Raw genomic sequence first — 25332 nt, 5'->3', positions numbered from 1 at the left:
TTCGCAAGCTTTTGGATAGCCTTTGATAAAGCCTCTGCATCATCGAAAGGAACGATATAACCTGTTTTTCCTTCCTCAATCTGATCCAGAGCTCCTGCTGCTGGTGTCCGGATCGGAACTGTCCCACAGCACATCGCTTCCGCCACGACTAAAGCAAACCCTTCTAAGCGGCTGGGTAGAACAAAAATATCCGATGTCCAATACACTTCTCGCATATCATTTAGATAGCCCGCAAAAATAAAAGAATGCGAATCATCTTCACTGACAAAGGCATATTCCTTAATCTCCTGCTCCCGATCCCCAGAACCCGCGAATAAACACTTCAAAACCCTTTCGGGAAATTCTTTTCTCATTTGCCTAACTGCGTCGATCAAAACATCATGTCCCTTAATCCTATTGAGTCTCCCTACGAGAGTACATACCAGATCTTTTTCCTCAAATCCGAACTTCTCCCGTGCTTTTTGTCGCTCTTCAGAACTAGGAAGACGAAAATAGTTTGTATCAATGCCAGCTAATATCTTGCGAACCTTATTTTTATGAAACCCTAAATCTTTGAGCAAAAATCTTTCAATCTCTGAAGAGTTTGCAAGAAAATATTTTGGGGCAAACGCCCTCAAATATATCTGGTATTTTCTTCTTTTCGGTTGCAATACAGATTTTATCCAGGTTGAATCGTCATCTTGTATTAATAAATGAAAGGTAGCAACACACTCTAAACCAGTGAAAAATTTGAGGATATTGGCAAGAAGCAACATCGAGTATCCATGTACGTGAAATAGAGAAATTTCGTGTTTCTTTACTATCTCCTGGATCCGACGAATACTAGCCCAAGTTGGAAGAAAAGGTTTCATATCCGCAAATACGATCCAGTCTTCTGATAAATCTTTGAGTGCTTGAAAAGTATCTTCAGAACCTGCATCGTAATTCACGGGTCCGGTAATCAGGACGACCCTCCACCCAACCGCTTTGAAACCACGAATCAGAGTCTCACAATGGGATGCAACACCGTCATTACAATCGACACGCTTTAAGAGAAATCCTACAGTTTTTTGTTTTTCCATTTTCTGTTCTTTACCTCACAAATTTTTGCAGTTGACACACAGCTTTTTTTAATAGCGACTTATCTAAAGTATTTTTGGGATTAGAGGAGATGCTTGTTTTCATGTTGGTACAGAAAACCTAACTAATACCAATTCACTCAACGATTGCTACTGATAAAGTTCTTGCTCCCCCCTAGATTAACAGGGTTGAGGGGTCGATGTTTAGCACGTTACAAGTGAAACGGTGTAACATTTACAACAATTTTTGGTGACAGATTCCTTGAACTAGAAGCATCCACCTCATTTGAACCCCGTGATACGTTGATGCTGGTGGTACTTATTAGCTGCCATCCCTAGACCCAGAAATCCCCAGAAAACCATTCCAGAGATTCCAATGATCACGTTTGAACCAGCTAGCATCGGCAGGAACCCAAAAGTAATAGCACGGGTAGCACTGGCAAAGGGATCAGAGGTAGACGAGTTAGAGCCTTGGAACAGGCTATACAAGAGCAGGAGCAGCCCACCCACATAGGGGATGCTTCCCAACCAGCCTAAGGTGAGAATCATCTCCAGAACTCCACTGTCAATAGGTTTAAGAGTTCCATTTCCTTTGCCTATAAACTCCTTTAGGGCCTCATCGACCAAGACAGCGTAGAGTGCGGCTCTCTCCTTGGCACTCTGATCGTTCCCAACGTTAGTTAAACTCGTTAGGCGGGACTGAATTACCTGGGCAAATGGCTCTACTTTAGATAAGGGAACGACTAATATTGCTATGACCAACAACAGAGCAATCAAACGCATCTGCACAATTCCTTTTAGAAAACCGAGCAGGGCAACCACAGATACCATCCAGCCCCCCCAAGCCGTGCGTACCGTTGTTAATAGGAGAGACAAGATACCAAGCACTACACCAGGAATACGTGACCTCCCTTGACTAATCAATAGCAATATAATGCCTGCTATCATAACCGTTGCAAAATTTAAGGGAGAATTCATCGTACTCCAGACGCGAAGTCCTAGCGGTTCTGGTTTTCCCATGCTGCTATATAGCTTGGTCTCTATAAGCCAGAAACGATCCCACTCAGGCGCAACCAAGTATTGATAGATGCCATAGGTTGCTGTAACTAGCACACCCCAGAGAAAAGTGCGCTGAATGTTCTGGCGATAGTCAGGATAATCTCGCCAGTTGATAAATAAATGGAAACCGAACAGGATGGGGCTTATCCAGATCATAAAAGAAGTGATGGCAGGAACGGGTGAGCCATTAACTAGTCCAATCAGAAAACCATAGAACACACCTATAGCAGATAGGACAAAGGGTAAGCCACCTTGAACATATGCTGTGGGAAGGTTGCGGTAGAAGGTTACAACGGCGATCGTGGCCACCAGTGGTGGGGCTAACAACATTGGACTTGGATCGGTAAAGCCGCTCCGAAAATCCGCCACACGGCGGATAAACGGTGTAAGAAAAAACACCCACCAAGTGAAACTTACATAGAAGATGGGATACCGCAGATATAGGAACACAGCGACCGCAAAACAGCCGGCTGGGAACAGTAGGTTCAGGACTTTGCCCAGACTTGCTAGAAGGCATAGGCTGGTAAAAAGGAATAGTGCCTGTATTGCCATCCAAGCTGGCTTCGATTGCCGACCTACGTTAATGTCCTGTTGAGGTGAGCTATTAAGAAGTACCTGCTTGTGATTCATTTAGCATTTCAGGAGAAAATACGAAAATACTTAGTTAAAAAACTATCCATCAGTCCGATCGCTACATTCAGTTAGACTTATTTACTGTGTTGCCAGGTTTCCCAAGCGTGCCAACGTCCTTGTAGAGATGCCAGCAATTTCTGTCCTGCTAAAGCTCCTTCCTTCGGTAGGAATCGCAACCCTTGTAGGAAACCTAGTGAATCTCGTGTCCCTACCAAGGTTGCCCATATCAGGAATGCAGTACGTTGTGCAGGTGGTAAGTGTTCTAACAAAACTAACGTTTCATTGTGTACGGCATTAATCAAGGCAATGTCATTGAATCTATTGCGTTGATCTTCGTCAAAACGTTGCGCTGGAAAGTGATCCACCGCCACTCTTGGATCGTAGATCAGCTTCCAGCCTGCCCGCTTCAAACTCAGGCTGAATGCCAGTTCAAAGTGTACCTGGGCTCCTGTACCTCGCATCCGCGGATCGAAGTGCATTTGACCGATCGCACTCCGCCGAAAACTCATGTTTACACCCTTAAGCACATCTACCTCACGGGCTTCTCCAACCCCTAAGTGATGTTCGCCGATCACTCGTCCAAACCACTGCACTTGTCCCACTACCTCGCGTTCCCCCTCTTCTAACTGGGTGCCGTGATACACCCAATCCCGCCCCCCTACACCACCGATATTGGTATCGGACAGAAAGTGAGCCTCGATGCGTTCCAGCCAATCGGTGTGAGGGGCGGCATCATCATCGGTAAAAGCGATGATATCCCCACAAGCGGCATCCATCCCTGCATTCATGGCGGCTACCACACCAGATACGCTCACTGTGGCAGTTCGCACTGGTAAGAATTCTGGGTTCAATGTTTGGACAAATGTCCAAGTCTCAGTATCTGTATCCCGAACTACTACTAAGATTTCATCGGCAGGACGTTTTTGCTTTTTGAGTGCGTCTAAGCAGCGTGCTAAGTCTTTGGGGCGACGGTAACTGGGAATCACAACTGAGATTGTCAGCACGGCTGGAGTTCCTCAAATAAATTCACATAATTACTTGCCATATTAGCCCAACTATGCTGTTCTGCGATAGTTCTGGCTACTTGACCCATTTGCTGTCTTTGTTGCCGATCGCATTTAACTAATTGATTCAATGCTTCAGCTAATGCCTGTGTATCGTCTGAGTCTGGCAAAACGAAGCCGCAGTCTGGTGTCACCAACTGGGCCGCCCCCGTCGTAGCAGCCGTAATCACGGGTATTCCTGTCGCCATCGCTTCGAGTACCACTAAACCAAAAGGCTCATAACGGGACGGAAAAACTAAAAAATCTGCTGCTTTCATCAAGTCGGGGACATCTTGGCGGAATCCCAGAAAATGTACTCGATTTTCTAAGTTTAGCGATCGCGCTAACTCAGGATAGGGACTACCTGCGGTTCCACCCACAACTCCGAGGTGCAATTGGGGAACTTGCACTAAGGAATGCAGGACTGTATCCAAGTTTTTCCGAGGTGTACGGATATCCCCAGCAAATAGCGCCAGAGGCACTTCCTCTGGTAAACCCCATTTTTGCCGATCGACAATACCGGGAGCAAACTCTTGTAAATCAATGCCATTTAAGATCACCCGAATGCGATCGCGCGGGACACCGATCCCAATTAATTCTTGGGCGACTTTCTCAGAAACGGCTACTACGACTTTCGCCCGCTCAAAGGCTTTTTTCTCCCAACCAGCATTTAAGGCAGTGTAAAACCGCTGATAAGTGCCACGCCAGCTCAGATTTTGTGCTGAGGGATTGAAGGGCGATCGCAACCAGGAACTGTGGACAAAATGCACGGCATTAACATCTCCCCCAGCCGAAGTAATTGCACCATTGAGTTTGATTAGGTCAAATTCTTTTTGGTGCCGATTTAACCACCCAGTACTTTGCACCGAGAAAGCCATTTCACGGAGAAGTTGCACTGGATATCCTTTAACTGAAATAGAAATCCATTTAACCTGGCTCTGCTTTTGCAATTCTAGGTCTACGCTACTTGCTAATAAGGTAACATGATAACCGCGCCGAATAGCTTCCCAGGCAACTTCATAGTTAACCCGACCTTGACCGTCACCCTTAATAACACTATGCGTTACAATGCATATTTTCATCAGAATCCTCTTAGCAATTTAGTGGGCGATCGGAGGGTGCGATCGCATCTTCAAACAGATAGTAGCAGTTGGCAGATTGAATCAGCTCCCCATCGTTTCGCTATCAATAGCTTGAGCCGTAAATAGGTAGCTTTACTAATTCAGTATTTGTCAATTTCTGGAGGATGAGACTATCTGTTTAACTCCAGAGGTTTGAATTCCCTTTCACAAATTTTCTTAGATGTATATACCAATCGGTTAGAGCGCTAGCTATTAAGCCTATTATTTTAGGTTGCCCTGAGATTTTATAATCAGGGATATCAGTCATTCCGATTGATTTAGCATACAGGCGACAAGCCTCCCAATCAAACCCCCAGATATCATCTAACCAAAAACGACGAACTCCATATTTATGAAAATACTTAAGCACTTCAAAATCTTGCCAACTATACTTTTGGTTGATCACAGTCTTCATATCAATTCCTATATCTTCCCAAGCAGTGAACCACTCCGAGGGAGATGGAGAAAGCTGCAATTTACTGTAGCCCATGAACAACTTATTTGAGTCATACTTCTTCCTTCTAGTAAGTACAAATCCAGTAGATAAAATATTTTCTACAACACTGTAGAGACGGAACTTAGAAGCTTGATTTCCCGGACGAATCATTGAATAATGAACTATTTTTACATCGTGAATATATAACCTATGACCATAATCAGGTACCGGAATTCTGATGCTATGTATTGGTGTTGGTTTATGTTCTATTCCGTCATCTACATAACCAATAGGCCAAGATATATCATGTCTTACACATTGATTGGGGGTTAGATACAAATCTGGCTTTTCAAAACACAATACTGTTCCTGGCGTTGCTTTCAGCATCGATTGCCAGCCTAGTGTTTTGATAGCGGAGGCAGCTAGTATTTCATCAGCATCAAGAGCTAAAAGTATCTTATGTTCTGGAACTAGTTCTCTGGCTGTCTTAATCAATAATATTTGCCTCTCGGCCTCGTCATATTTAGTAGATTTATTGTCAATAACTATCACTTTTGGATACTTTTTGCAGATATCTTTGCTCTCATCGGTGGAGTTTTGATCGGCAATAATAATGCAATCAGCAAACTGGCTTGTAACAGCTAGAAATCGATCGAGAATCCATGCCTCATTTTTGACAGGAGTAATTACAACTATTTTGGGAGTCTGATTCATTATACGGCTAGATAGGTTTTCTGGTTGAGATGTAAAAAACCGAGCTTGACAAAAAGCTGGATTGCGGTCAATTCTGTTTCACGAACTATTTAAATCGGTTATAACAGCATGAGCCTAGGGAGTAGCTGAAATCTAACGGAGAATTTTCTATGGTTTTGCGAACAAAGCCTTTATTTCCCGTAAAGTTAACAATTTATCGTTTAAAATTGGCACTTTTCGCAATTGTCGAATTCCCTCGCGAGTTATTACTTTCCCAGTCGCCCGCTTCCACGAGAAATCTGGGGGACAAGGTTTTTCGTTTCTGATGACGGCTTCTAGAAGAGAAGACCAACGTTGTACTGTAAGATCGCGACTGAAATTATCCCTAACCCATTGAATTCCATTTTGACCCATTTGTCTTGATAAATCTGGATGAGAAAGCAGTTTAATTAGTGTACTAGCAAGGTCATTCTCTGAGTTAATCAAGATACCTGTTTTTCCGTTATTGATAGTTTCTTTATTGCCTCCTATATTGCCTCCAACTATAGCTGCTCCCAACGCTTGGATTTCCAGCGAACTGATGCTGCAACATTCAGCAAGTTCAGTTTGAGAACAATTTGGGTTGATAACACCAATGCTGGAAGATGCAATCACTGAACGAAGATTTCTTGGCAAAGAAAGTCCAAGAAATATAACCCCTTTACTTTTAGCCTCCTCGATTGTGTCTCCAAGGTATGGAACTATGTAGGAGAGTTCAAACTCTGGTTCAGCAATCCCTAAAGGACCGAGTTCTGAATTCCGATCGTAAAGTTTAGCGCTCCCCACAACAGTCAGTGTAGCTTCGGGAAAAACTTTGTGAACGCTGGGCCAAGCCTTTGCCAAATGTTGAAAGCCTTTTGCTGGTTTAAGGGCTCCCAGGTAACAAACCCCTAGGGGATTGCGTTCCATAGAGTCATAACTCTTCAACAAATCCCAATCGATACCATTATGCACAAAATCTATTTTATTAAACACAGGATAATCTCGAACATTATCGGTCTGAGCCACTGAAACACAAACAACTCTACGAACACACTTTAAACTAGAAAATATATTTGCCATCTCAGGCCAAGGACCATTATGATCCCAAACAACACAGGGTTGGTTAACTATTTCACACTTCCTTGCACCAGCAATTGTTTCCCTATCGTGGCGATTGCAAAAAACTAGAAGCTCGACCTCTATTTGCTTGGCTTGAATAACAGCGGCTTCGAGATCGTCTACTTGAATATGTTTTAATCTTTCAATTGGAGTTTCTGCTGCTTGTGTTGAGAAGAAAAATACTTCATGACCATTAACTGCCAAATCATAAGCTAGGTGTAAAGCTTGGGAATCAGTTCCGCTTAATCCAATGTCTCCGACAAGAAATTCATTCCAATCCCATCTCCCTAAGTGACTTAAGTTCAAGTAGAAACCGAGTTTCATATTATTTGCTCCTTGCTTTGTTTTATTTTAACGGATGCAGAGATTAGTCTAAGGAGAATAAATACCAGCCTCAGAATTAAAGATTTTAACCAAACTCCAGTAAATATTTAACATTTCTCGAACTAACCTGTATCCTTTTTAAATAGGTATTTCAGGTATTTCAGTCTTACGAGGTCCATAAATGAAGCCATATAGTGCGGTAACTATATATACAGTTAACGCCGATAAATTCGTAATTATTCCGAAATAAATAACGTTAATAGTTGTACTCAAATCTATTACTATAAGACAACCTATTTGAGTAAGCATTACCGTGACAACATAAACAAAAGTTGCCCACCAGTAAACCCATTTGCGAACACCTTGCATCGTTAGCATAACAGAGCCTATATAACTTATAGATGCTCCAACCACCATCCAACCAACCTCAGTTCTTAGGTGATAATATTTAGAACCTAATACCCATAACAAGGGTTGTGGAAACATAAAGGAGCCTATGCTTAAAACTAGAGAAATGGTAATTGCAGCTCCTAATATCTGGCAATAACGACGAACAAGATCCTGGCGTGCTACCTTCGCAATGTAAGGTGCAATAACCACTCCATTGAAGGCTGACAGGATCAAGAATAACTGACCAATACGTCCTAAAGCACCCACTTCAGCAATACTTTTAGTTTGACCAAACAAGCTTATCAAAAAAACTGAAATTTGTCCTTGAAAGGCGGTAAAAATAATTCCTGGAATGAGTGGCAAGAGATAGTGCTGCATTTCGCGGTTGATGTTTAAATTAGTCTCTATAGGCTCATGAATCAGGCGAGTTGAATCTTTACGAAAGAAAAAGCCTTGCACTACAACCACCGATGAATTAGCCCAGGCTGCTGCCCAAGAAGATAATGCTGATCCAAGGAAAAGGCTGAAGCAAAGCGCGAGTCGAACGCACGCGCTAATAATTTGAAATTTATATAGTTGCTTAAGTTGCTGATGAATAAGCAGTGGTACTGAGTAATAAGCAGCCCAGCCTTCAAAAAATAAATAATTTACGATCGCTCCAAAGAGTAATAGTTGCGTTGTCCAGTCCCAGTTTTGCTTAGATGTAACAAAAGCAAAAGCGATCGCAGATAAAGGGATCAGAATAGCAAGTAATCGGTTGCGAAAGTGCTTTGCAGAGCGAATGTAACTGCCTACAACTTCTTTGTCAGAGCAGCGGTCTCCTATGAGTGCAATAATTGAGCCAGAGCAGCCCATATCAACAAGCATATTCAATGTGCATTGAAAACCAAATGCAACACTGAACTGAGCATAGGCTTCAACACTCAACCAACGCAGCAATAACAATCCAGAGATCAGATTGATTACTTGTACAGAACCTTGCCCAACAAGGAAACTGACAATGAGAGTGCTCCAACGTTTAAACCTAGAATATTTCACAAACTTTAATTAGTAAGTGTGGACAACATACACGCTAATACGGGTGCAATGCGAAAAATTTAGATCGGCTGGAACAAGGTTAAATGGCATGAGTCTTTGTGAGGAAGTAGGGATGAACTAATAAACTCGGCAGCACCAGCTTTTTAAATTGAAAATGCAGTGTTTATCTACAACCAAATCCACCTCATGTGAATTGTTTCCCTGAATCTGAGCTTCTGCAATTTCCCATAGACATCTCCCAAACAGCCTGTCAAGCGCAGGCAGGATGCTAACTCCACAAGAATTATAGGAAATGTCTAATAATGTACTCACCTATTGTTAACTTTCCAAGCTGAGTCTTAATGCCTCCGCTAGAGTCAAAGGATGTGAATCCATCAAGCTAATCTCACCCCGTAGCACATTCAACAACTGCGGTAACTTATCCACGTTGTACTTGCACATCAAACGGAATAACCATGCACTGCGAAAATCATCATTAACTACGGTGGTGCGAAACTTAAGAAGCCGGAAGAGTTTGCCCCGTGACCCAATGTGCCATTGCCTCGAGAAAATCGCTCCTGGTGAATAAATGTAGATCAATATAGCTGTTGCCAGCATAACAGGACTCTGTACTATCAGCAACAGGAAGGCAACAATCCAGTAAATCAGTTGCTTGATCTGCTGGCTAAACTGGCTTTGTCTTCCAGTCATTCGAGACAGTTTTTGGGCGACGCTTCCCCGTATAAATATGGCTTTATTGGCTTTCTCACAGGCATCTGCCCAGCGATTTAGCACGGCCTCACCTAAATTTAGGTCGAGGCGAACCAGCCGTACTGGAGATTGTTTCAAGCACTCTACTACCTGTTGCTCACTCTCAAAAGCAGATATATAGGGCTGTTTGTCCTGGTTTCCGAGACTGACGAACAATTGCCCCTGCCGCCACTTAAGAATGCAGTGAGGTAAGTAATTGTTTAAATGCTGTTGCTCTACTGAATAGTAGATATTTAAATTTGAAAATGTTGAGTTGACCATAGGTTGTGAATTACAGGATAATTTTATTAATTTTTTTCGGCAAAATAAAAAAAACCGCAGCTTGTAACTGCCGCAACACATTATTTTTGTAGAATCACCCTCCTATGGTTATAACACAGGTTAACAGAAAGGTAGTAGATTTTTGAAAAAATATATTATCTTAGAGGTATTGACAAAAAGTACTTTTTATGAAATTAGGAAATGCGAACAAATAAGTGAGACCAAATTCGGGTGAGTTACCCCGTTTATGATGGTCGAAAGAAACTTCGCCCACTGGGTTCGATCGCAAGCTACAGCAGATTGCAGGTTTAGGAAGTACACCCCATATCCCTAGGAGGATCTAGGGACACGGCAATGCCGTCGGTGTCCCTACAAGGGCTTTCTATGTACCTTACTTACTTCAAAAGTGCTATATGTTAATGCCTGATGGAAATCCGGGGTCTATCCAACCCTCAAAACTGTTTGATGAAAGTGAGGCGAGACGCTACGATCTCACGAGGTATTGGCGGGAGCACGACATAAGTAGATGAGTGAGAAAATAAGTAGGTAGGCGCAAATAAACCAGTTAATTTAAAATAGTGTAAAGCGATCGTACCCTCTGCAATTGCTTGGCTTCACTTCGTTTGGCTCGCTGCGGACATACTTATGCAGGACTTACGCACTCAAGGGGGTTAAATCAAGGGGTTGAGATTGTTTCACTACGTTCCCCATGACAGAAAATCGCAGTAAGTGCGTAAGTCGTATTATGTATTTTCATACTCATCTACTTAATCAAAAATCTTACCAATTATCATTGGTAGCAGAATAACTGCTAGCCTCAGCAGGTAACTGATAGTTTTTCGGTAATTTGAGCTAAATAAACACGAAGGATATTTGACGCTTGCCAAGGGAATAGATTCACTTGTTTAGTAATTGTCAATGAGCTGCTATTTATTGAAGTTGGGGACAGTTTTTTTCACCATTTACCCCAAACCTCCTGTTTTTTGCAACAACACTTAGGGCGAAGTTTCTTTCTGCCGTCATAAAGGGGGTAACTAACCCCGATTTGGTATGATGTCGATCGCTTGACGGGGTGACAACCAAGTTGAAAGACTTGGCATCGCAAGGTTTTGAGTTGAGCTCTCTCAAGAAAGCTCAAAGCGGGCGATCGTCATTTTGTAGGGTGGGGATCGTAGAGAATGAGGTTGAAGGGCGATCGCGGCCCAGGAAAATTATCAATAAGCTTGTCAAGAAACCATCACTTTTTCAGTAAAAAAAAATAAGTAATAGCCTCAAGCATTGACCCCTTAAGCTTTTAGAAGCCTTGTCAGCCCGTCAGGTCGATCGCTCAACCGAGCCGCCGAGTTTCTGTTCACCGAAACATTTCTATAACTTCACACGGGTTCTATTACTCTTTTTGAGACTAATACCACCATTCGCGATCACCCCGATCGTATTTAACTTGTTCAGCATGGCTGTAGTCTCAGTCAGTGCAGTTTTTGTCACCCGATCAATGCGTGTCACCAACGCTACCCCCCGGCAACAGGATGCAACCAGCAGAGCATCTACCATCCCTAAAACAGGAGGTGCATTCAGCAGAACTAAATCATAAGTCTGCTCAAACCCTGCCATTAATCTCTGCATTTGAGGAGAACTTAACAGATTTACTGGATCTTTGGGTATTGGCCCGCAAGTCAAAATATCAATATATAAGTCTGATGCTGGAATATGGCTGGGTATTGGCACTTTAGCGTTACTTTCCAGCAGAGTTGAAAGCCCATACTCATTAGGGAGATTGAGCTGTTTATGCAGCATCGGCTGACGAAAATCAGCATCAATTAGCAGTACCCGTTGATGTAGACGCGCAGCACTAATTGCCAAACCTAATGCGATTGTTGATTTTCCCTCACCATCCAATGCTGAGGTAATTATCAAAGGACTGAAGGTAGAACCAGAACTTTGAAGTTGAATGTTCTTATAAATTAGGTCAAACGATTCCCAAGCAGGTGGACTATGAATTACTTCAATCGTGCAAGGCGCCATACCTTCCGGCTTGCCGAAAGGTAGCTTGATGATTGGTTCGCTTGCCCAAGCGGCGGAAGATTGCCACTTGCCTAATGGTAGCTTAATAATTGGTTTTTTCTGCTTCACCTGCGGTAGCTGTGGAGTCATTCCTAGTAGTGGCAGGGGAACCAGTCTTGTTAACTGATCCGAGCTATGAACAGAATCATCCAACATATCGCGAGCAAAAGCCACAGCAACACCCAAGAACAACCCAACCACGACACCTAGCATAATATTCTGCCGTTTTTTGGAACTACTCTCTATACCGGGCTGCGGTACTTCGACAACTTGCCAATCAAATCCACCTCGGGCAATTTCCAGACTTAAGTCCTGTCGTGCTTTCTCTAACTGTTGAAATGTTTCACGCTTGAGTTGTATGTCTGTTTGTAGACGAGTGTACTTAGCCAAGAGATTAGGAAACAGATCGAGTTCTACACGGAGCTGCTGCTCTTTTTTTGCCTGTGCTTCGTCGCGTGCACTTAAGCCCTTTAAGCTTGTCTGAACCTCCAGAAGCTTAGTAGCGATAGTTAAGTCAGTTGCACCGAGTTGCCTTTCTTTCAAAAAGCTTTCTCCCGTACCCGGGAGCTGAGCAGAAACTTCTGGTGTAGCACGTTCCCCTTCTGCTTGCAAGAGACTTAGTTGCTTGTTGCGCTCCGAGAGTAGCTTTTGAATAACTGGGTTTTTGTCAGTGAAGCGTATTCGTTGCTGGGCGATGGCTAAATCTGTCTTTTGGATTTCGTTGAGTAAGGCTTGATAACGAGAAGACTGACTTAGCCGTGCCGAAACGAGCGCTTCCTGCGGAGAACTAGCAAGTTGCTGCTGCAAAGAGTCGTATTGAGCCTGAAGATCCCTTCTAGTCGCCTGGTTTGTCCGTCGCTCCTGCTGAATGTTGTTAATTGCCTCAGTCAGAGCTTTTGCTTGTACTTCAGGCTCAATCAGATTTTGATTTTTGCGAAACTCTTCTAAGGTAGCCTCAACTTGAGCAACGTTCCCACGAACCTTTGGTAATTGTTCATCAATGAAGGCAAGACCTTTAGTTAAACGTAGTCTCTGCTGCTCTCGGTTGTAATCCAGATAAACCAGTTGCATTATTTGTAGAACTTTCTGGGTTTTAGTCGGATTATTAGCCGTGTAAGTTACTTCAAAAATCTTAGTCTGGGTGTTTGCCTTCTCATCCGCCACTTGCTTGACGGCTAAGGATTTTTTAATCTCCTCTACCTCGATATCTGGGTAATCAGGGCGAAGCAATTTTACCGCCCTTTGGATGAGCAGAGAACCTTGCATCAGACTAAGCTGAGTAGCATTGTCTATCTCAACATTAGAATCAGCAAATTGATTCTCTGTTTTACTGCCTTTTTTGCCTTGATAATTAGATTCTACCAGGAGCTGCATTGAGCTTTTATAGGTAGGCTTTTCTTTCAACGCTTTTACAGTGGCAACAGCCAATACAATACACAAGACACTTAGCAACCAAAAGCGCCTGCGGATTAAAACTGCAAACAGTTCTCCATAGCCCGCTTCTGTTTCAGCAATTGAGTTTAGATTTTTTTCAGTCACTTCTACGCCTCGCTAAGAAACCTATTGAACCAAATATATTTATGGCTGATGATGACCGCAAACTTCCTCAATCACACGCTCTACTTTTTTAAAGAAAACTTCTTCAGAAAAGTTATCGATCGCATGATCTCGGATTTTTTCATAGTCCCATGCAATCTTACTGCACTCAACTACTGCTGTGTAAATTGCTTCAGGTGTCTGTAGATTGAAAAAGACCCCTGTCTTACCTGGTCTCTGAGTATCTAATACACCACCCTTACCATAGGAAATTACGGGAGTTCCACTAGCATTAGCTTCCACTGGAACTAAGCCATAATCTTCCAACGCAGCCACAATAACACCACGAGCTTTAGACATCAACTGACAACGTTCTGCATCGCTGACATGACCTAGAAATTTGATATTTTTTAAAGCTCTCGACTCAAGACGCTCTCGCTCGGGGCCATCACCCGTGATCAATAACGGCCATCCCAGCCAATTGAATGCTTCAATAATCACATCGATACGTTTGTAACCAAGAAGACGAGCTGAGGTCAAATAAAAGTCCTCTTTATATTTGGAAAAAATAAATTTGTTTATGTCAATAGGATAGTTAATAACAACTGATTGCTTGCCATAGAATTGCTGGATACGACTGGCAACCGTGCTGGAATTAGCAATGTAAAAGTCAGGCTCCTGAGCAGAATCTAGATCCGCTTTCCTCATTTTTATAAAAACCGGTTCGAGCATACCCGAAAGATTTCGATAGGTAGCATAGTCTCGGAGATATGTTGTGGTATCCCACAAAAAACGGGTGACATTGTGACAGAAACAAATATGTTTTGCTCCTGGTTTTTTTCGCACAGCTTTAGCAAAGCTTGTGGTACTGCTGATAATCAGATCGTAGTCTTGTAGATCCAAAGCTCGAAAGGCTGAAAAATAAAATGGAGCCATTAGCCTAAAATTTTTACTTGCCCAGGGAACCTTCTGAAGTACAGTTGTACGAACTTCACGTTCGCCTAGATCGATAGTTTTTTTAGGTTCGTACAGAGACGTGAAAATATCAGCATTGGGGTAGCGCGTACACAGCAATTCAAATACACGCTCTGCCCCACCGGGCTGTGTTAAGTAATCATGGACTAGGGCAATTTTCATACTACTCTCTCTATTTTAGATCGTCCGACACCTATGATGCCGTTGTACAAATACTTCTTCTTTCACTCTTCCTAGATCGCGTTATCAATTCAACTAGATAGCGCCAGCACCAAGGTAAATCGCACCTATAAAGTTGGTTACAGGCTAGACGAACGTATGGCAATCGCCCGATACTGCTTCAGTTGGGATCATCGGTTTTCAATTCCGTTGACGATCCTTGTAGAAGTGCCGATCGTCAGCAGGAGGGTTAGATCGCTTGCCGGTAGGCGGAACTACTGGTTAAAGTCGATTACGGAGTTACCCCCCTAACCTCTCCTTCCGAACGGAACGTGATACTTTGGCATCATTCCGCTCCTTGATAATTCTATCGTTGTTATGGATAAATACTCCCGATAGTTTTCAGGGACGCGATCGCAGCACAGCACAGAAGCGAAAAAAGTGAGTGGAATCTGCACCCAAAACAAATCGAAAAAAAGACACTCTTTTAGTATAAGCTAAAAACATACACAAGCTTAACACATTGCCTTAGGAATATTACAGGGCTATTTCATTGTTATCGAAACGCTGATATGATATTGGATTGATTCTTACTCTCGGACCTGTCTACGATGTCTCAACTTGTCATTGTCGAAGCTTTTAAAGCCATGGCTGATACGCGCTATACCCAAGCTCTCTGTTTAGCTTTGTTTACTCTGTAAGTGACGGCTGGAAATCGTGGATTTCTGGCGATTGGAGACTGGCTTTGTATCTACCATGATGAATTGGTAGCCATGGGGAGCACCGCCCTGCGTGAGGCTTACCGTCTTACAGCACAATTCGGCGGACACGGTGTTGCGACTCGATTACCGGGATTACTCGGCTTGTTTATCTCGATTCTTGGGCATTCAACCTTTGCCCTCTGAAACCATTGCCACCGACGGCAAGGTGCTGCGAGGATCTTATGAAGCCATCAGCGATGAGCCCACAGTAGACTCAAATCCGGCTATTATACTTTCACGGCTTATATTGTCGAGCGGAGCTTGATTCTAGAACCCTACGAAATAGAGTCGAAAACCAATGAAATTACTGCTTTGCCTACCTTCATCAAACAGATGGCATTGCAAGGAAAGAGTTTCTAGATAAAGGCAACTCACATAATTTTTATAAAGTTATATTTTTTATCAGTAGTTAATTTATGAATGGGTAGAAGCAGGTAATCAAGCATCAGACTTTGCGGAGAAAGGAGCGAAAGTAGTTATCATCGTTGCTCGTGGGAGTTTTCATAAGAAAGAAGAGTACCTCAAAAAAATTGAAGCAGAAATGCCTAACCTTCATTGATAATTCCTCTCCGAATAGAGCCTCGGACTATAACTTAATTGAATGGGGATGGCATTCGACAAAAGAATATATTGCTACTCGACGTTTAAATCTATTGAAGAGCTAGAGTATTTATTACATCCCCTCTTATACCATTTCCCTAAAAATAGGCTATAATAGCAACGAGAGTTTGAGGATTGTTGCATGAAAGTAGATTACCAAGAAAGAATTGATTTAAGCGTTGGGGAGCTAAAAATAATTTTGTCGGAGCAGCGAACGATAACTAACCGCCAAAAAGTTCAGGCACTTTATTGGTTAAAAGCTGGAGTGAGTCCAAGCCTTACAGATGTAGCAGAACGTTTAGGGGTACATAGGATAACTGTACATAGATGGTTAAAACAATATATTGTTGGTGGTCTACCCTCACTGCTAAAAATAGGAAAATCAACTGGTAGACCCCGAGTAATCCCTAAAGATATAATAGCTGAATTATCAAATAAATTAAGTGAGGAATCCTGTGAGTTTAAAAGTTATAAAGAAATTGGTAAGTGGGTAGAAGATAAATATCAAATATCAGTCAAGTATCAAACATTGCACAAACAAGTACACTATCGAATGAAAGCTAAATTAAAAGTACCAAGAGGTTCAAGCATCAAAAAAGATAATGCGGCAGGTATAGATTTAAAAAAATAAAAAAGTTACTTAAAGTCTCTTGGTGGTTGGAGTGTTTGACCCTAAAACAGCAGAAAATAAACTTAAATATTGGTGTAATTCTGCAAAATAGAAGTGGCTTAAAAACACTTGAAATAAAAAGAATTACAGCTTTGGGAGTTAAACCAATAGGTTTAATTTAATGGAATTTTAAAGCCTACTATTTATAGGTGCCAGTTGCGCCATAAACAGGAGAAAGTTTTTGGTTATAGTTCTCACAAGATAGTATGTGCTTTCAGATATTCTTAGAGCAATGACGCGAGAATATCCCACTCATTTAAATGTTATCCAATTGGATAATGGTAAGTTTCATCATAGCAGTAGCCTGAAAATACCTTCTGGATATTCTACTGATTTTTCAACCACCATACACTTTATAATTAAATCGAGTTGAGAGAATATAGTCACACCTAAAACAAGAACTCGCGTTGGGAAATCTCTGAAAATTTAGAGGGTATTAAAGAAAAAGTTGGCGCTTTTATTGAAAAATTTTCAGTAGCACAAATAGCATCTATAGCCGGATGGGATTACATTTTATCAGCCATAGCTACTGTTACATAACTTTAGATAAATAGTATTAAATGAAGGAGAGTGTAATTATTAAATGGGGACGAAAAATCAAAAACAAGGGTAATGCTTATATCACAGTTTAAATGCGCAATAGCTTATCCTGCCATAATTTCCAAAAAACTGAATGTATATCTTGAGTGCTTGAGCAAGGGATTGATGCAGAACTACAATTTAACATTTCAGGGTGCTGAAACTGTAGGTGGATAAACAACTGGCGATTAATTTAGGCGGTAATTTACCTAGCCTAGGATGCACCTATCACCATGTTGACTCACCACTCAGGCTCAAGTCAGTCGGAAAAGTCGGATCGTCGCCGCTATGAGTGCATAGCTTAGACATCCCTTTGGCAGTTTTAGCACTTACGCAAACTGCTTTTCAACACTATTGGTAGCGCAAGGTGTGCCCATAAGCACCCTACAGAAAGAGTTGATGCGTAATTTCTCTATTTAATATCACGAAGCTAAAATCTTAAATTTAAGATTTAAAATCCTTTGACAGAGGATTCAGCCACAGCAGAATTGTCCGTTTTAATTGATTTAATTCCCGATAGACTTCTTGTTTGACCCATTGCCCGATCGCGTCGAAGGGTGTAAAAATTTGACCCACAGGCCAGCTAACATCTTGGCCCAATGGCGTTTGATGGTTACCGGCTAGAGTCTGAACTGTAATCATGTCGGGAAATCGTGCTTTTAGCAGTTTGGTCAAAAGCAGGGTTTGGTCGATGTTGTCACCGTTAAATTTGACTAAAAGATTGCGCCGGATTTGATAGCTATTTTGGACGAGGCGATTAGTCTCTTGCGGGGACGGGGTAAACTCAACGTTAAAGACGGGGGAAATTTGCTCGACGATCGGGATTGCTTCGGATGCCGCATAATTGTTGAAAGAGATCAGAATATTGCCGGCCCTCTCTACGTCAAAGACAGAACCGATCAGCAAGTGCAGTTTGCATCCCATGCTGTGCCCCATGCCGTAAACGGGGAGATAGGAAGATTTAAGCAATTTAGTGGCGCGCAGGCGATCGACGGCATTTTCAAATTTGTTGAGGACATCGCGGGCGATCGCAATATGATCCAAAGTATTGACAAACGGCGTTGCTACTACAAGATATCCTTGATTCCCCAAAGCATTTAACAGCCAGCGATAGGTAAGTTGCGGTGCTGTCGCCACAAATGCACCGCCGAGAAAATGTACGATCGCGATCGGTTTAGACGGAATTAATACCCAATTGCCAGAAATTTCTTGCCAGTCCATAAATTAAATCTAATTCAAGGTAAAAATACTATCGTCATCTGAATGTATAAGCCAGAAATTTTTCTAAATTTTTGCTTTTATTTTCTGCCTTAAAAAAGCGTTTCCTACCCATTTTTTCATTCAAAAAACTTTGCTCTTTACTTATACATTATTTATTGTAACTGTTTTTGGCAGCAAATAGCAGGGCGGGCCCACGCTGGTATTTTGGCCCTGTATAGGGTTGAAGCTGGCGGCCGAATAAATCAAAGCTGACATCCGATCGCTCCTCTTCAAAAAATTTTATATTGTGTCCCATCGCACGGCTGCAAGCCACTGTAGTTGGTATTGCGGGTAATTAACCCGACAGGATATTAATAGCCAAATACGGCTCAAAACCCGAAGATCGCCTATTAACCAGCCCCTGCGCGATCTGCTTCGATTGGGCTTGATTGGCATCACCTAATTTCTTGACTAAAACCTGCATACACATATAAGCTCATTTAGGGCAGCCCCCCGATTTCAGATGATTGGTGGGGTTTTAATTCTGCCGAATGACTGATGCCTTCTGCAGGTTGATGACTCAACTTCTCGTCACCCTTCATCCATTTCCACTTGTGGAGAGTAGCTTGAGGATTGAGCACTGTGGTAGCGATGCCGTAAACAATAGTCGGTAAAACCTCCCGATTTAAAAAACTTTGTCCCAGCTTTCTCATGTAGTGCAGTGCCATAAGTTCTCGCAATTTGTTTAGCTTTTTCAAAAGCGGCAAACTCTTAAAGCATAACTGTTCGTACTCGTTGAGAGATAACTCTTTTTCTCCCCGCAAGCGCCGCAGTTGGTTTTCCTTGACACAATCAGAAGCTATGCGCTTTTTGAACCAGTGCTTATCTGTGAGAGAGTTCCCTCTAATCCGATAATTTCCCAAAGGTTCTGTCGTCGCTAGCAAACCGTACTTTTGAGCAATTTTGGTAAATAACTCTGTATCTTCTCCTACCTGCCAATCTTCTGCAAAGCCGCCTTCTTTCAAAACAATGGAGCGATCGACTACAACAGAAGACGGGAAAACCCAAGGGCTTTCGCCTGTCTTCTTCATCGCCTGCATTTCTGCTTTAGTTGTAGGATAGGTGCGAATGTAACTCAACTTGTTGCCGCGCTTGTCTAAATACCGCAAAGCGTGAGCCACAGCTTTGACTTCTGGATTGTCTGCGAGCATCTTCAAACAAACTTCTAGCTTGTTGGGTTCCCAGGTATCGTCGCTGTCGAGAAATGCTATATACTCGCCTGTAGCGCGATATATCATTAAGTTTCTCGACTTAGAAACGCCGTAATTTTGGGGATTTCGGAAGAATTTAATCCTCGAATCTTGCTCGACCAGCTTAGCAGCCACTTTGGCAGTAGCGTCAGTAGAGCAGTCATCAACAATTAAAATTTCTAGATGCTTGTGGGTACCATTGAGTACGGAGGAAACTGTCTCGGGTAGAGTGTCGGCAGCATTGAATGCAGGAATGATTACACTGACTTTTTCACTGTTCATAACTTCAAGTAGCTGTGCTTTGGTAGTTGTTTGCCGAAGTATGGTCTTCGGCACTTATGACCCCTATATGAAAATACTGAAAAAGTAAGGGTTTTCTGCTGAAACTGAAAATTGCCGACTGTGAAACGCACCGACTGCGATCGAGTGCGATTTCCTCGGCTAAGTTTGAGCTGTTAAGTTTCCAGCCAGACTGTTCTTATCGCTTTGATGATGATTCCAGCTTTTTTCCACCGCCTCGCGTGTAAGCACGCGTAGGCCCAAAGGGGATGCTGCTTATGATAATATTTTGTACATAAAATCAACTACGCTGTACATAAGCCATTATACAGCCTTGTTAATTTTTGTTAGGGAACATTCAGCAAATTAACTTCTTATATCAAACTCCTTCCCTGGGCAGGGCTGTTTCATTCTCCAGTTCGATCGCTAAAAGTAAAAGCTATCGCTCCTATGATAAAATCTTGAGCGCGCACCAAAAAATAAATATACGTGCTGACTCTAAATACCTTTCTAAAAAAAGTCTATCAGCCACGCCACAACTTAGGAAAAAGACATCCTTTATGCTTGATATTACTATTAGTCATTTTTGGAGTCATGTTCGGTCGTCTGGGATATAGAGACCTCACAGTATTTGATCTCTTCTCACCACAAAATGATTGTTAATTTTTTTAAACTAGAATACTAACAAGTCCCCTCTGATTCTACGATTAGACGAGCAATAATTCTGGTTAACACCTCAGATTTAATAGATATATTTAATCCATCAATGGGCGCGAGGCTTAACCAATCCAATTTAAGGTAGTGATTGGGTATCCATAGATGGTAAACGTCTCAAAAGTAGCTGCAAAACTCCTGGCAATAATTCTGACAACTTTGTGTTAATAGTATCTTTATTCAGTCAAACCACTAGTTTGGTACTCAGACAACAAAGTTTTGAAAACAAAAAAAGTTTATAAATCAAACAGGTGCAATAGCAGGTATTGACGGAGACCACTCACGGGCAAGTATTTACCTTGGACGGTTTACACTCTCAAAAACAAACAACTACTCTAATAACTAAGTCTAAAAATGATTAGATTATACCTCTGAAAGCGAATCCCAAAAAGCTGTTTAAAGCAGCAGTAAAAATAAGCGAAATTCAACTAAGTTGTGGTGCATTTAAAATGCGTATTTCAGAGGTTAAAACCCAATACTTGCTTAGATAGCCTCGAAAATTTAAATGATGAACAGCTTACCATTAAGTGAGAGCAAAACGGTAGATATCAGTCATGATCGTCAGATAGTAAGAAAGGTATCTGTATTTGATATTGAGCCACTAAAATCCGCAGATTTTGACGAATCGCAGAGGGGTCAAATTAGGAGCTTAGTTAAAGTAGAAACAAGCGGTAGTCCCGGTAAAAAAGATTACGACAATCTTGCCTATTACATCATACCAAATCCGGTTATAATAAGCAAATTTTATGCTCAGGAAATAAGAATGTAAAACCCTAATGCCGAAAAAAGCCTATTTATCCGCTCATTTCCAGCCGAGCGAACTCAAACATAAGTATCTCACCAGTACAGACCCAGTAGAAGCAAGAAGATGGGGTTTAATCTGGAAAGTCGCTGTAGGCTGGACAATAAAAAATAGTGCCATAGCGCTAGGGATAAATTATCAATATACCAAAAATCTTGTCAAGAAATATAACGAATTAGGAGCGGAAGGAATCAAAAACCGCAAGCAAAAAAGTCTAGCCCATCGGCGGGGAAAACAACCCTTATTAAATCCGAAACACTGACAAAAATTAATAGCAGAACTGCGGCAAAGACCTGCAGATGGAGGGATTTGGAGAGAACCCAAAGTAGCGAGATGGATAGAAAAAGAAACCCAAAGAGAAAAAGTGAGTAATCATATCAATTCCGGTTACACTCATACATGATTGGGAGTAGTCCGTGGTTCGTAGTCCGTGGGGGAATGTGGAATTATTGACCTTGACTTTATCATTCCCATCCAACCGGAAACGATATCAGAGGGATGGGATTATCTAAAAAAGTACGGTTACTGCTGACGGAAACCGAGACCGAAAAAAAAAAGGGGAGACACAAGCTCAAAGAGAGTTTAAAAAAAAGCTACCGTTACAAGTAAAATTTTTGAAAAAAAATGTCCCCAAGCCCTAATAGAAGTCTGTTTTTTGGCGAACATAGAATCGGATTAAAACCAATATTAAAAAAAGTGCGGTCACCAGTAGGAGAAAGACCTAGAGCAGTAGTAGAACCCAGATATCAATCGTTATATGTGCATGGTTTTGTAGAACAAAAGACGGGAAAAAGTCATTGGTATTTAATACCGAGGGTAAATACACAATGGTTAAATGTAGTATTAACACCTTTGTCGCATAAGACACAGGCTCTCGGCATCATTATCTAGCAGTAATTAATTTATCCATACTAAAAACCCTCGCCCTTAATCTTTACCGCTGCTTAGGATTTTTATCAGTAAATACTGGATAAAGATGGTTGAACTCTCGCCTGGAAAATCTCATACTTTTACTCAGTTAAAAAGGTAGAACCCCGGATAAACTTCGCTGGAGATTAAAGTAATTAATTTTTCAATCCGTTTGCCAGCAAAGCAAAGGGTTGATTTTACTATTAAATAGTATTGAGTTTATTAACAATTAACAATCGGCGCGATCGAGAAAGATATTCATGTCTCATTCTCAAATTTTAGCTGTGCTAGAATTTGAGAATGAAACCGCCCTGCTTCCCTGGGGGGAAGAGAAGAAAGACAGAGTAGGGTAGGGCATAGTGGGAGAATTAGGATTTATGCCGTGTTTTCCACTGCTTGGCTTTCTATTTAAAAGTTGCACTGAGCTTACCTACGTAAAGTTAATATAACAGGCTTGAAGGCTGAGGGCGATCGACCGTAAGGGACCTAGAAGCAGATTTGACGAGGTTCTCCGCCGATTTGACGGCTAATTTTCTAACGCATAACCGTCTGTTGTAGCCTCTGAGGGCTTTTGCCAGAGCAATCGAATTTTAGACGACTTGTGCAAAGAAGCAATTTTTACCTTACAAGCAGAATCTCTGCGTAAGTCCTGTTGTTAATAAAAACGCGGGCATTTCTCCGCCTACAAGCAGCATCTCTGCGTAGTTCCTGTTAACTGTTTAGCTACTGAAGGAAAGCGGCAGCGTCCGCTCGGCTACCTGTAGCAGCCCAACAGCCAATTAGTTAAATTCTTGATTTAATCGGTTCAGATATTTCATCCACTAAATTTTGTGCACAGTGGCTTGAGGGTTCAGCGCTGCTGTGGCAATTCTGTAAACCAGAGTCGATAAAATCTCCCGATTTAACCAGCTTTCTCCGGCTTTTCTCATAAAGTGAATTGCCACAATCTTTCTTAACTGATTGAGCTTTTTCAACGGCGACACGTTACATCCAATTAGTTAAATTCTTGATTTAATCGGTTCAGATTTTTCATCCACTGAATTTTGTGTACAGTGGCTTGAGGGTTCAGCACTGTTGTGGCAATTCCGTAAACCAGAGTCGATAAAATCTCCCGATTTAACCAGCTTTCTCCGGCTTTTCTCATGAAGCGAGTTGCTGCAATCACTCTTAACTTATTGAGTTTTTTCAATGGTGGCAGGTTTTGGAAAAAGGTTTCTCGGTATTCGGTGAATGTTAACTCTGATTGACAGCGAATCCGCCGCAGTTGGTTTTCTTTAACGCAGTCTATGACTAGACGCTTGTCCAACCAATATTTATCGGTTAAAGAGTTGCCCACAACTCGGTAGTTTGCTAAGGGCATTTTTGTAGCTAGCATCCCGTGCTTTTGAGCTAGTCTAGCCATGAACTCGGTATCTGCTGCTACTTTCCACTCTAAAAATCCTCCTATTTCTAGGATAGCTTCTCGTTCTACTACTAAAGCTGTGGGAAAAACCCAGGGAAGTGTGCCCTTTTCTTGAACCTCCTGCAATTCTTCTTGATTTGTAGGATATGTGGGGATGTATCCGACTTTGTTGCCGCGCTTGTCTAGATAGCGGAGGGCGTGACCGACTGATTTAATTTCTGGGTGCTGTTTTAACATTCTCAAACATTCTTCTAGTTTGTTTGGTTCCCAGGTGTCGTCGCTGTCTAAAAAGGCGATATATTTGCCGGTTGCTACTTCCATCATTAGATTTCGGGATTTATAAGCTCCTAAGTTTGTGGGGTTTTTATAATACTTAATTCGCTGGTCTTTCCCCGCCATGTCGGTGACGATTTTTTCCGTACCGTCGGTCGAACCGTCGTCAATTACTAGGATTTCTAGATTTTGGTGAGTGCCGTTGAGCGCAGATGAGATCGCTTCGCCAATTGTGTCTTTGGCGTTGAAGGCCGGCATAATGATGCTAACTTTCTCTGGGTGAAAAGTTATGCTAATTTCAGAAGCTGCTGATTCTTCTAGCGTGGTTCGGGCTTCGGGGACGGCGGGTGAAGCAGTGCTGATTTTTTCGGTGTTTAACTTTTTCTGGAGCGCACCTTCGCTCCCTGTGTTAGTGAGGTTTTTAACGTTTAGTCCGGGAATGAATGCGCTGATATTTTTGGTCTTCATAACGTTGCTTTTAATTTTGGTTGGAGTTTGTTCTACTTACTTAAGTAGGTATTGTAGCATGCGATCCCGACGCCGAGCACTATGCCTACATAACAATTTTTAATACTTAACATTTCCGACAATTGAACTTAGTGTGTAGTGTATTTAACAAAGCTATCGGACTCATGTGAATAGTAAATTGGCGCTATTTAGAAATTCTTATCCAAAGTAAGATTTTATCTATGCATTTAGAAGGATGTTATTCAATTTTTAGTGTGGTGTCTCGACACATTTCCGACAATGGAACTTAGTGCGTAGTGTATTTAATAAAGTTATCGGACTCAGGTAAATAGTAAATTGGCGCTATTTAGGAATTCTTATCCGAAGTAAAATTTTATCTATGCATTTAGAAGGATGTTATTCAATTTTTAGTGTGGTGTCTCGACACATTTCCGACAATGGAACTTAGTGCGTAGTGTATTTAATAAAGTTATCGGACTCAGGTAAATAGTAAATTGGCGCTATTTAGGAATTCTTATCCGAAGTAAAATTTTATCTATGCATTTAGAAGGATGTTATTCAATTTTTAGTGTGGTGTCTCGACACATTTCCGACAATTGAACTTAGTGTGTAGTGTATTTAATAAAGTTATCGGACTCATGTGAATAGTAAATTGGCGCTATTTAAGGGTTCTTATCCGAAGTAAAATTTTATCTATGCATTTAGAAGGATGTTATTCAATTTTTAGTGTGATGTCTCGAAACATTTC

Annotated in this window: 19 protein-coding genes; 4 read left to right on the top strand and 15 right to left on the bottom strand. The window is 41.8% G+C overall.

Going from position 1 to position 25332, the window contains the following annotated elements:
- The 10 genes from QUB56_RS06645 to QUB56_RS06600 all read right to left on the bottom strand — a co-directional run.
- On the bottom strand, positions 1–1061 hold a 1061-nt coding region (locus QUB56_RS06645; RefSeq protein WP_332954221.1), incomplete at its 3' end, for a glycosyltransferase family 4 protein.
- A gap of 279 nt (positions 1062–1340) precedes the next feature.
- On the bottom strand, positions 1341–2747 hold the full coding sequence (locus QUB56_RS06640; RefSeq protein WP_332954219.1) for an O-antigen ligase domain-containing protein: 1407 nt from the start codon (positions 2745–2747) through the stop codon (positions 1341–1343).
- Positions 2748–2824: 77 nt separating this feature from the next.
- Positions 2825–3754: a glycosyltransferase gene (locus QUB56_RS06635; RefSeq protein ID WP_332954218.1), complete on the bottom strand. Its 930-nt coding sequence runs from the start codon at positions 3752–3754 to the stop codon at positions 2825–2827.
- Positions 3748–4875, bottom strand: a complete 1128-nt coding sequence (locus QUB56_RS06630; RefSeq protein ID WP_332954216.1) for a glycosyltransferase family 4 protein — start codon at positions 4873–4875, stop codon at positions 3748–3750. The genes QUB56_RS06635 and QUB56_RS06630 overlap by 7 nt, the downstream gene beginning before the upstream one ends.
- A 178-nt stretch (positions 4876–5053) precedes the next feature.
- Positions 5054–6064, bottom strand: a complete 1011-nt coding sequence (locus QUB56_RS06625; protein ID WP_332954215.1) for a glycosyltransferase family 2 protein — start codon at positions 6062–6064, stop codon at positions 5054–5056.
- Positions 6065–6211: 147 nt separating this feature from the next.
- Positions 6212–7507: a glycosyltransferase family 4 protein gene (locus tag QUB56_RS06620; protein WP_332954213.1), complete on the bottom strand. Its 1296-nt coding sequence runs from the start codon at positions 7505–7507 to the stop codon at positions 6212–6214.
- A gap of 138 nt (positions 7508–7645) precedes the next feature.
- Positions 7646–8935 carry a hypothetical protein gene (locus QUB56_RS06615; protein ID WP_332954211.1) on the bottom strand — a complete coding sequence of 430 codons (1290 nt, stop codon included), beginning with the start codon at positions 8933–8935 and terminating at the stop codon, positions 7646–7648.
- 318 nt (positions 8936–9253) lie between these two features.
- Positions 9254–9946 (bottom strand): heterocyst development glycosyltransferase HepC, encoded by a 693-nt coding sequence (gene hepC / locus QUB56_RS06610; RefSeq protein WP_332954210.1) that lies wholly within the window; start codon positions 9944–9946, stop codon positions 9254–9256.
- 1365 nt (positions 9947–11311) lie between these two features.
- Entirely contained in the window at positions 11312–13546 is a 2235-nt protein-coding gene (locus tag QUB56_RS06605) for a polysaccharide biosynthesis tyrosine autokinase (RefSeq protein ID WP_332954209.1), read from the bottom strand.
- Positions 13547–13585: 39 nt separating this feature from the next.
- Positions 13586–14680, bottom strand: a complete 1095-nt coding sequence (locus QUB56_RS06600; protein ID WP_332954207.1) for a glycosyltransferase — start codon at positions 14678–14680, stop codon at positions 13586–13588.
- Between the two features lie 789 nt (positions 14681–15469).
- On the opposite strand from QUB56_RS06600, the gene QUB56_RS06595 reads away from it, so the two are divergent.
- Together QUB56_RS06595 and QUB56_RS06590 are read left to right on the top strand one after the other, a co-directional pair.
- On the top strand, positions 15470–15703 hold the full coding sequence (locus QUB56_RS06595; RefSeq protein WP_332954206.1) for a hypothetical protein: 234 nt from the start codon (positions 15470–15472) through the stop codon (positions 15701–15703).
- Between the two features lie 477 nt (positions 15704–16180).
- On the top strand, positions 16181–16669 hold the full coding sequence (locus QUB56_RS06590) for a helix-turn-helix domain-containing protein (RefSeq protein ID WP_332954205.1): 489 nt from the start codon (positions 16181–16183) through the stop codon (positions 16667–16669).
- A gap of 1062 nt (positions 16670–17731) precedes the next feature.
- Here the strand turns inward: QUB56_RS06590 and QUB56_RS06585 are convergent.
- From QUB56_RS06585 to QUB56_RS06575, 3 genes are all read right to left on the bottom strand, one after another.
- Positions 17732–18508, bottom strand: a complete 777-nt coding sequence (locus tag QUB56_RS06585; protein WP_332954204.1) for a DUF1350 family protein — start codon at positions 18506–18508, stop codon at positions 17732–17734.
- A gap of 148 nt (positions 18509–18656) precedes the next feature.
- On the bottom strand, positions 18657–18821 hold the full coding sequence (locus QUB56_RS06580; protein WP_332954202.1) for a hypothetical protein: 165 nt from the start codon (positions 18819–18821) through the stop codon (positions 18657–18659).
- Between the two features lie 166 nt (positions 18822–18987).
- Complete coding sequence (locus QUB56_RS06575) at positions 18988–20019, bottom strand: glycosyltransferase family 2 protein (protein ID WP_332954201.1); 1032 nt, start codon at positions 20017–20019, stop codon at positions 18988–18990.
- Between the two features lie 1216 nt (positions 20020–21235).
- Between QUB56_RS06575 and QUB56_RS06570 the strand changes: the two genes are divergently transcribed.
- Together QUB56_RS06570 and QUB56_RS06565 are read left to right on the top strand one after the other, a co-directional pair.
- Entirely contained in the window at positions 21236–21499 is a 264-nt protein-coding gene (locus QUB56_RS06570; RefSeq protein WP_332954200.1) for a hypothetical protein, read from the top strand.
- Positions 21500–21506: 7 nt separating this feature from the next.
- Positions 21507–21794 (top strand): helix-turn-helix domain-containing protein, encoded by a 288-nt coding sequence (locus QUB56_RS06565; RefSeq protein WP_332954199.1) that lies wholly within the window; start codon positions 21507–21509, stop codon positions 21792–21794.
- Between the two features lie 1468 nt (positions 21795–23262).
- On the opposite strand, the gene QUB56_RS06560 is transcribed toward QUB56_RS06565, so the two are convergent.
- Complete coding sequence (locus QUB56_RS06560; protein ID WP_332954198.1) at positions 23263–23424, bottom strand: hypothetical protein; 162 nt, start codon at positions 23422–23424, stop codon at positions 23263–23265.
- A gap of 11 nt (positions 23425–23435) precedes the next feature.
- On the bottom strand, positions 23436–24584 hold the full coding sequence (locus QUB56_RS06555) for a glycosyltransferase family 2 protein (protein ID WP_332954196.1): 1149 nt from the start codon (positions 24582–24584) through the stop codon (positions 23436–23438).
- Positions 24585–25332: the final 748 nt, after the last annotated feature.

The sequence above is a fragment of the Microcoleus sp. AR_TQ3_B6 genome (assembly GCF_036702785.1).
Taxonomy (GTDB): domain Bacteria; phylum Cyanobacteriota; class Cyanobacteriia; order Cyanobacteriales; family Microcoleaceae; genus Microcoleus.
This window is presented reverse-complemented; position numbering and strand designations above follow the sequence as displayed.

Coding starts and splice junctions, on each gene's coding strand:
- hepC (WP_332954210.1), bottom strand. CDS start 9,946: ATGGTCAACTCAACATTTTCAAATTTAAATATCTACTATTCAGTAGAG.
- QUB56_RS06630 (WP_332954216.1), bottom strand. CDS start 4,875: ATGAAAATATGCATTGTAACGCATAGTGTTATTAAGGGTGACGGTCAA.
- QUB56_RS06575 (WP_332954201.1), bottom strand. CDS start 20,019: ATGAACAGTGAAAAAGTCAGTGTAATCATTCCTGCATTCAATGCTGCC.
- QUB56_RS06570 (WP_332954200.1), top strand. CDS start 21,236: ATGATGAACAGCTTACCATTAAGTGAGAGCAAAACGGTAGATATCAGT.
- QUB56_RS06640 (WP_332954219.1), bottom strand. CDS start 2,747: ATGAATCACAAGCAGGTACTTCTTAATAGCTCACCTCAACAGGACATT.
- QUB56_RS06600 (WP_332954207.1), bottom strand. CDS start 14,680: ATGAAAATTGCCCTAGTCCATGATTACTTAACACAGCCCGGTGGGGCA.
- QUB56_RS06590 (WP_332954205.1), top strand. CDS start 16,181: ATGAAAGTAGATTACCAAGAAAGAATTGATTTAAGCGTTGGGGAGCTA.
- QUB56_RS06565 (WP_332954199.1), top strand. CDS start 21,507: ATGCCGAAAAAAGCCTATTTATCCGCTCATTTCCAGCCGAGCGAACTC.
- QUB56_RS06555 (WP_332954196.1), bottom strand. CDS start 24,584: ATGAAGACCAAAAATATCAGCGCATTCATTCCCGGACTAAACGTTAAA.
- QUB56_RS06625 (WP_332954215.1), bottom strand. CDS start 6,064: ATGAATCAGACTCCCAAAATAGTTGTAATTACTCCTGTCAAAAATGAG.
- QUB56_RS06585 (WP_332954204.1), bottom strand. CDS start 18,508: ATGGACTGGCAAGAAATTTCTGGCAATTGGGTATTAATTCCGTCTAAA.
- QUB56_RS06620 (WP_332954213.1), bottom strand. CDS start 7,507: ATGAAACTCGGTTTCTACTTGAACTTAAGTCACTTAGGGAGATGGGAT.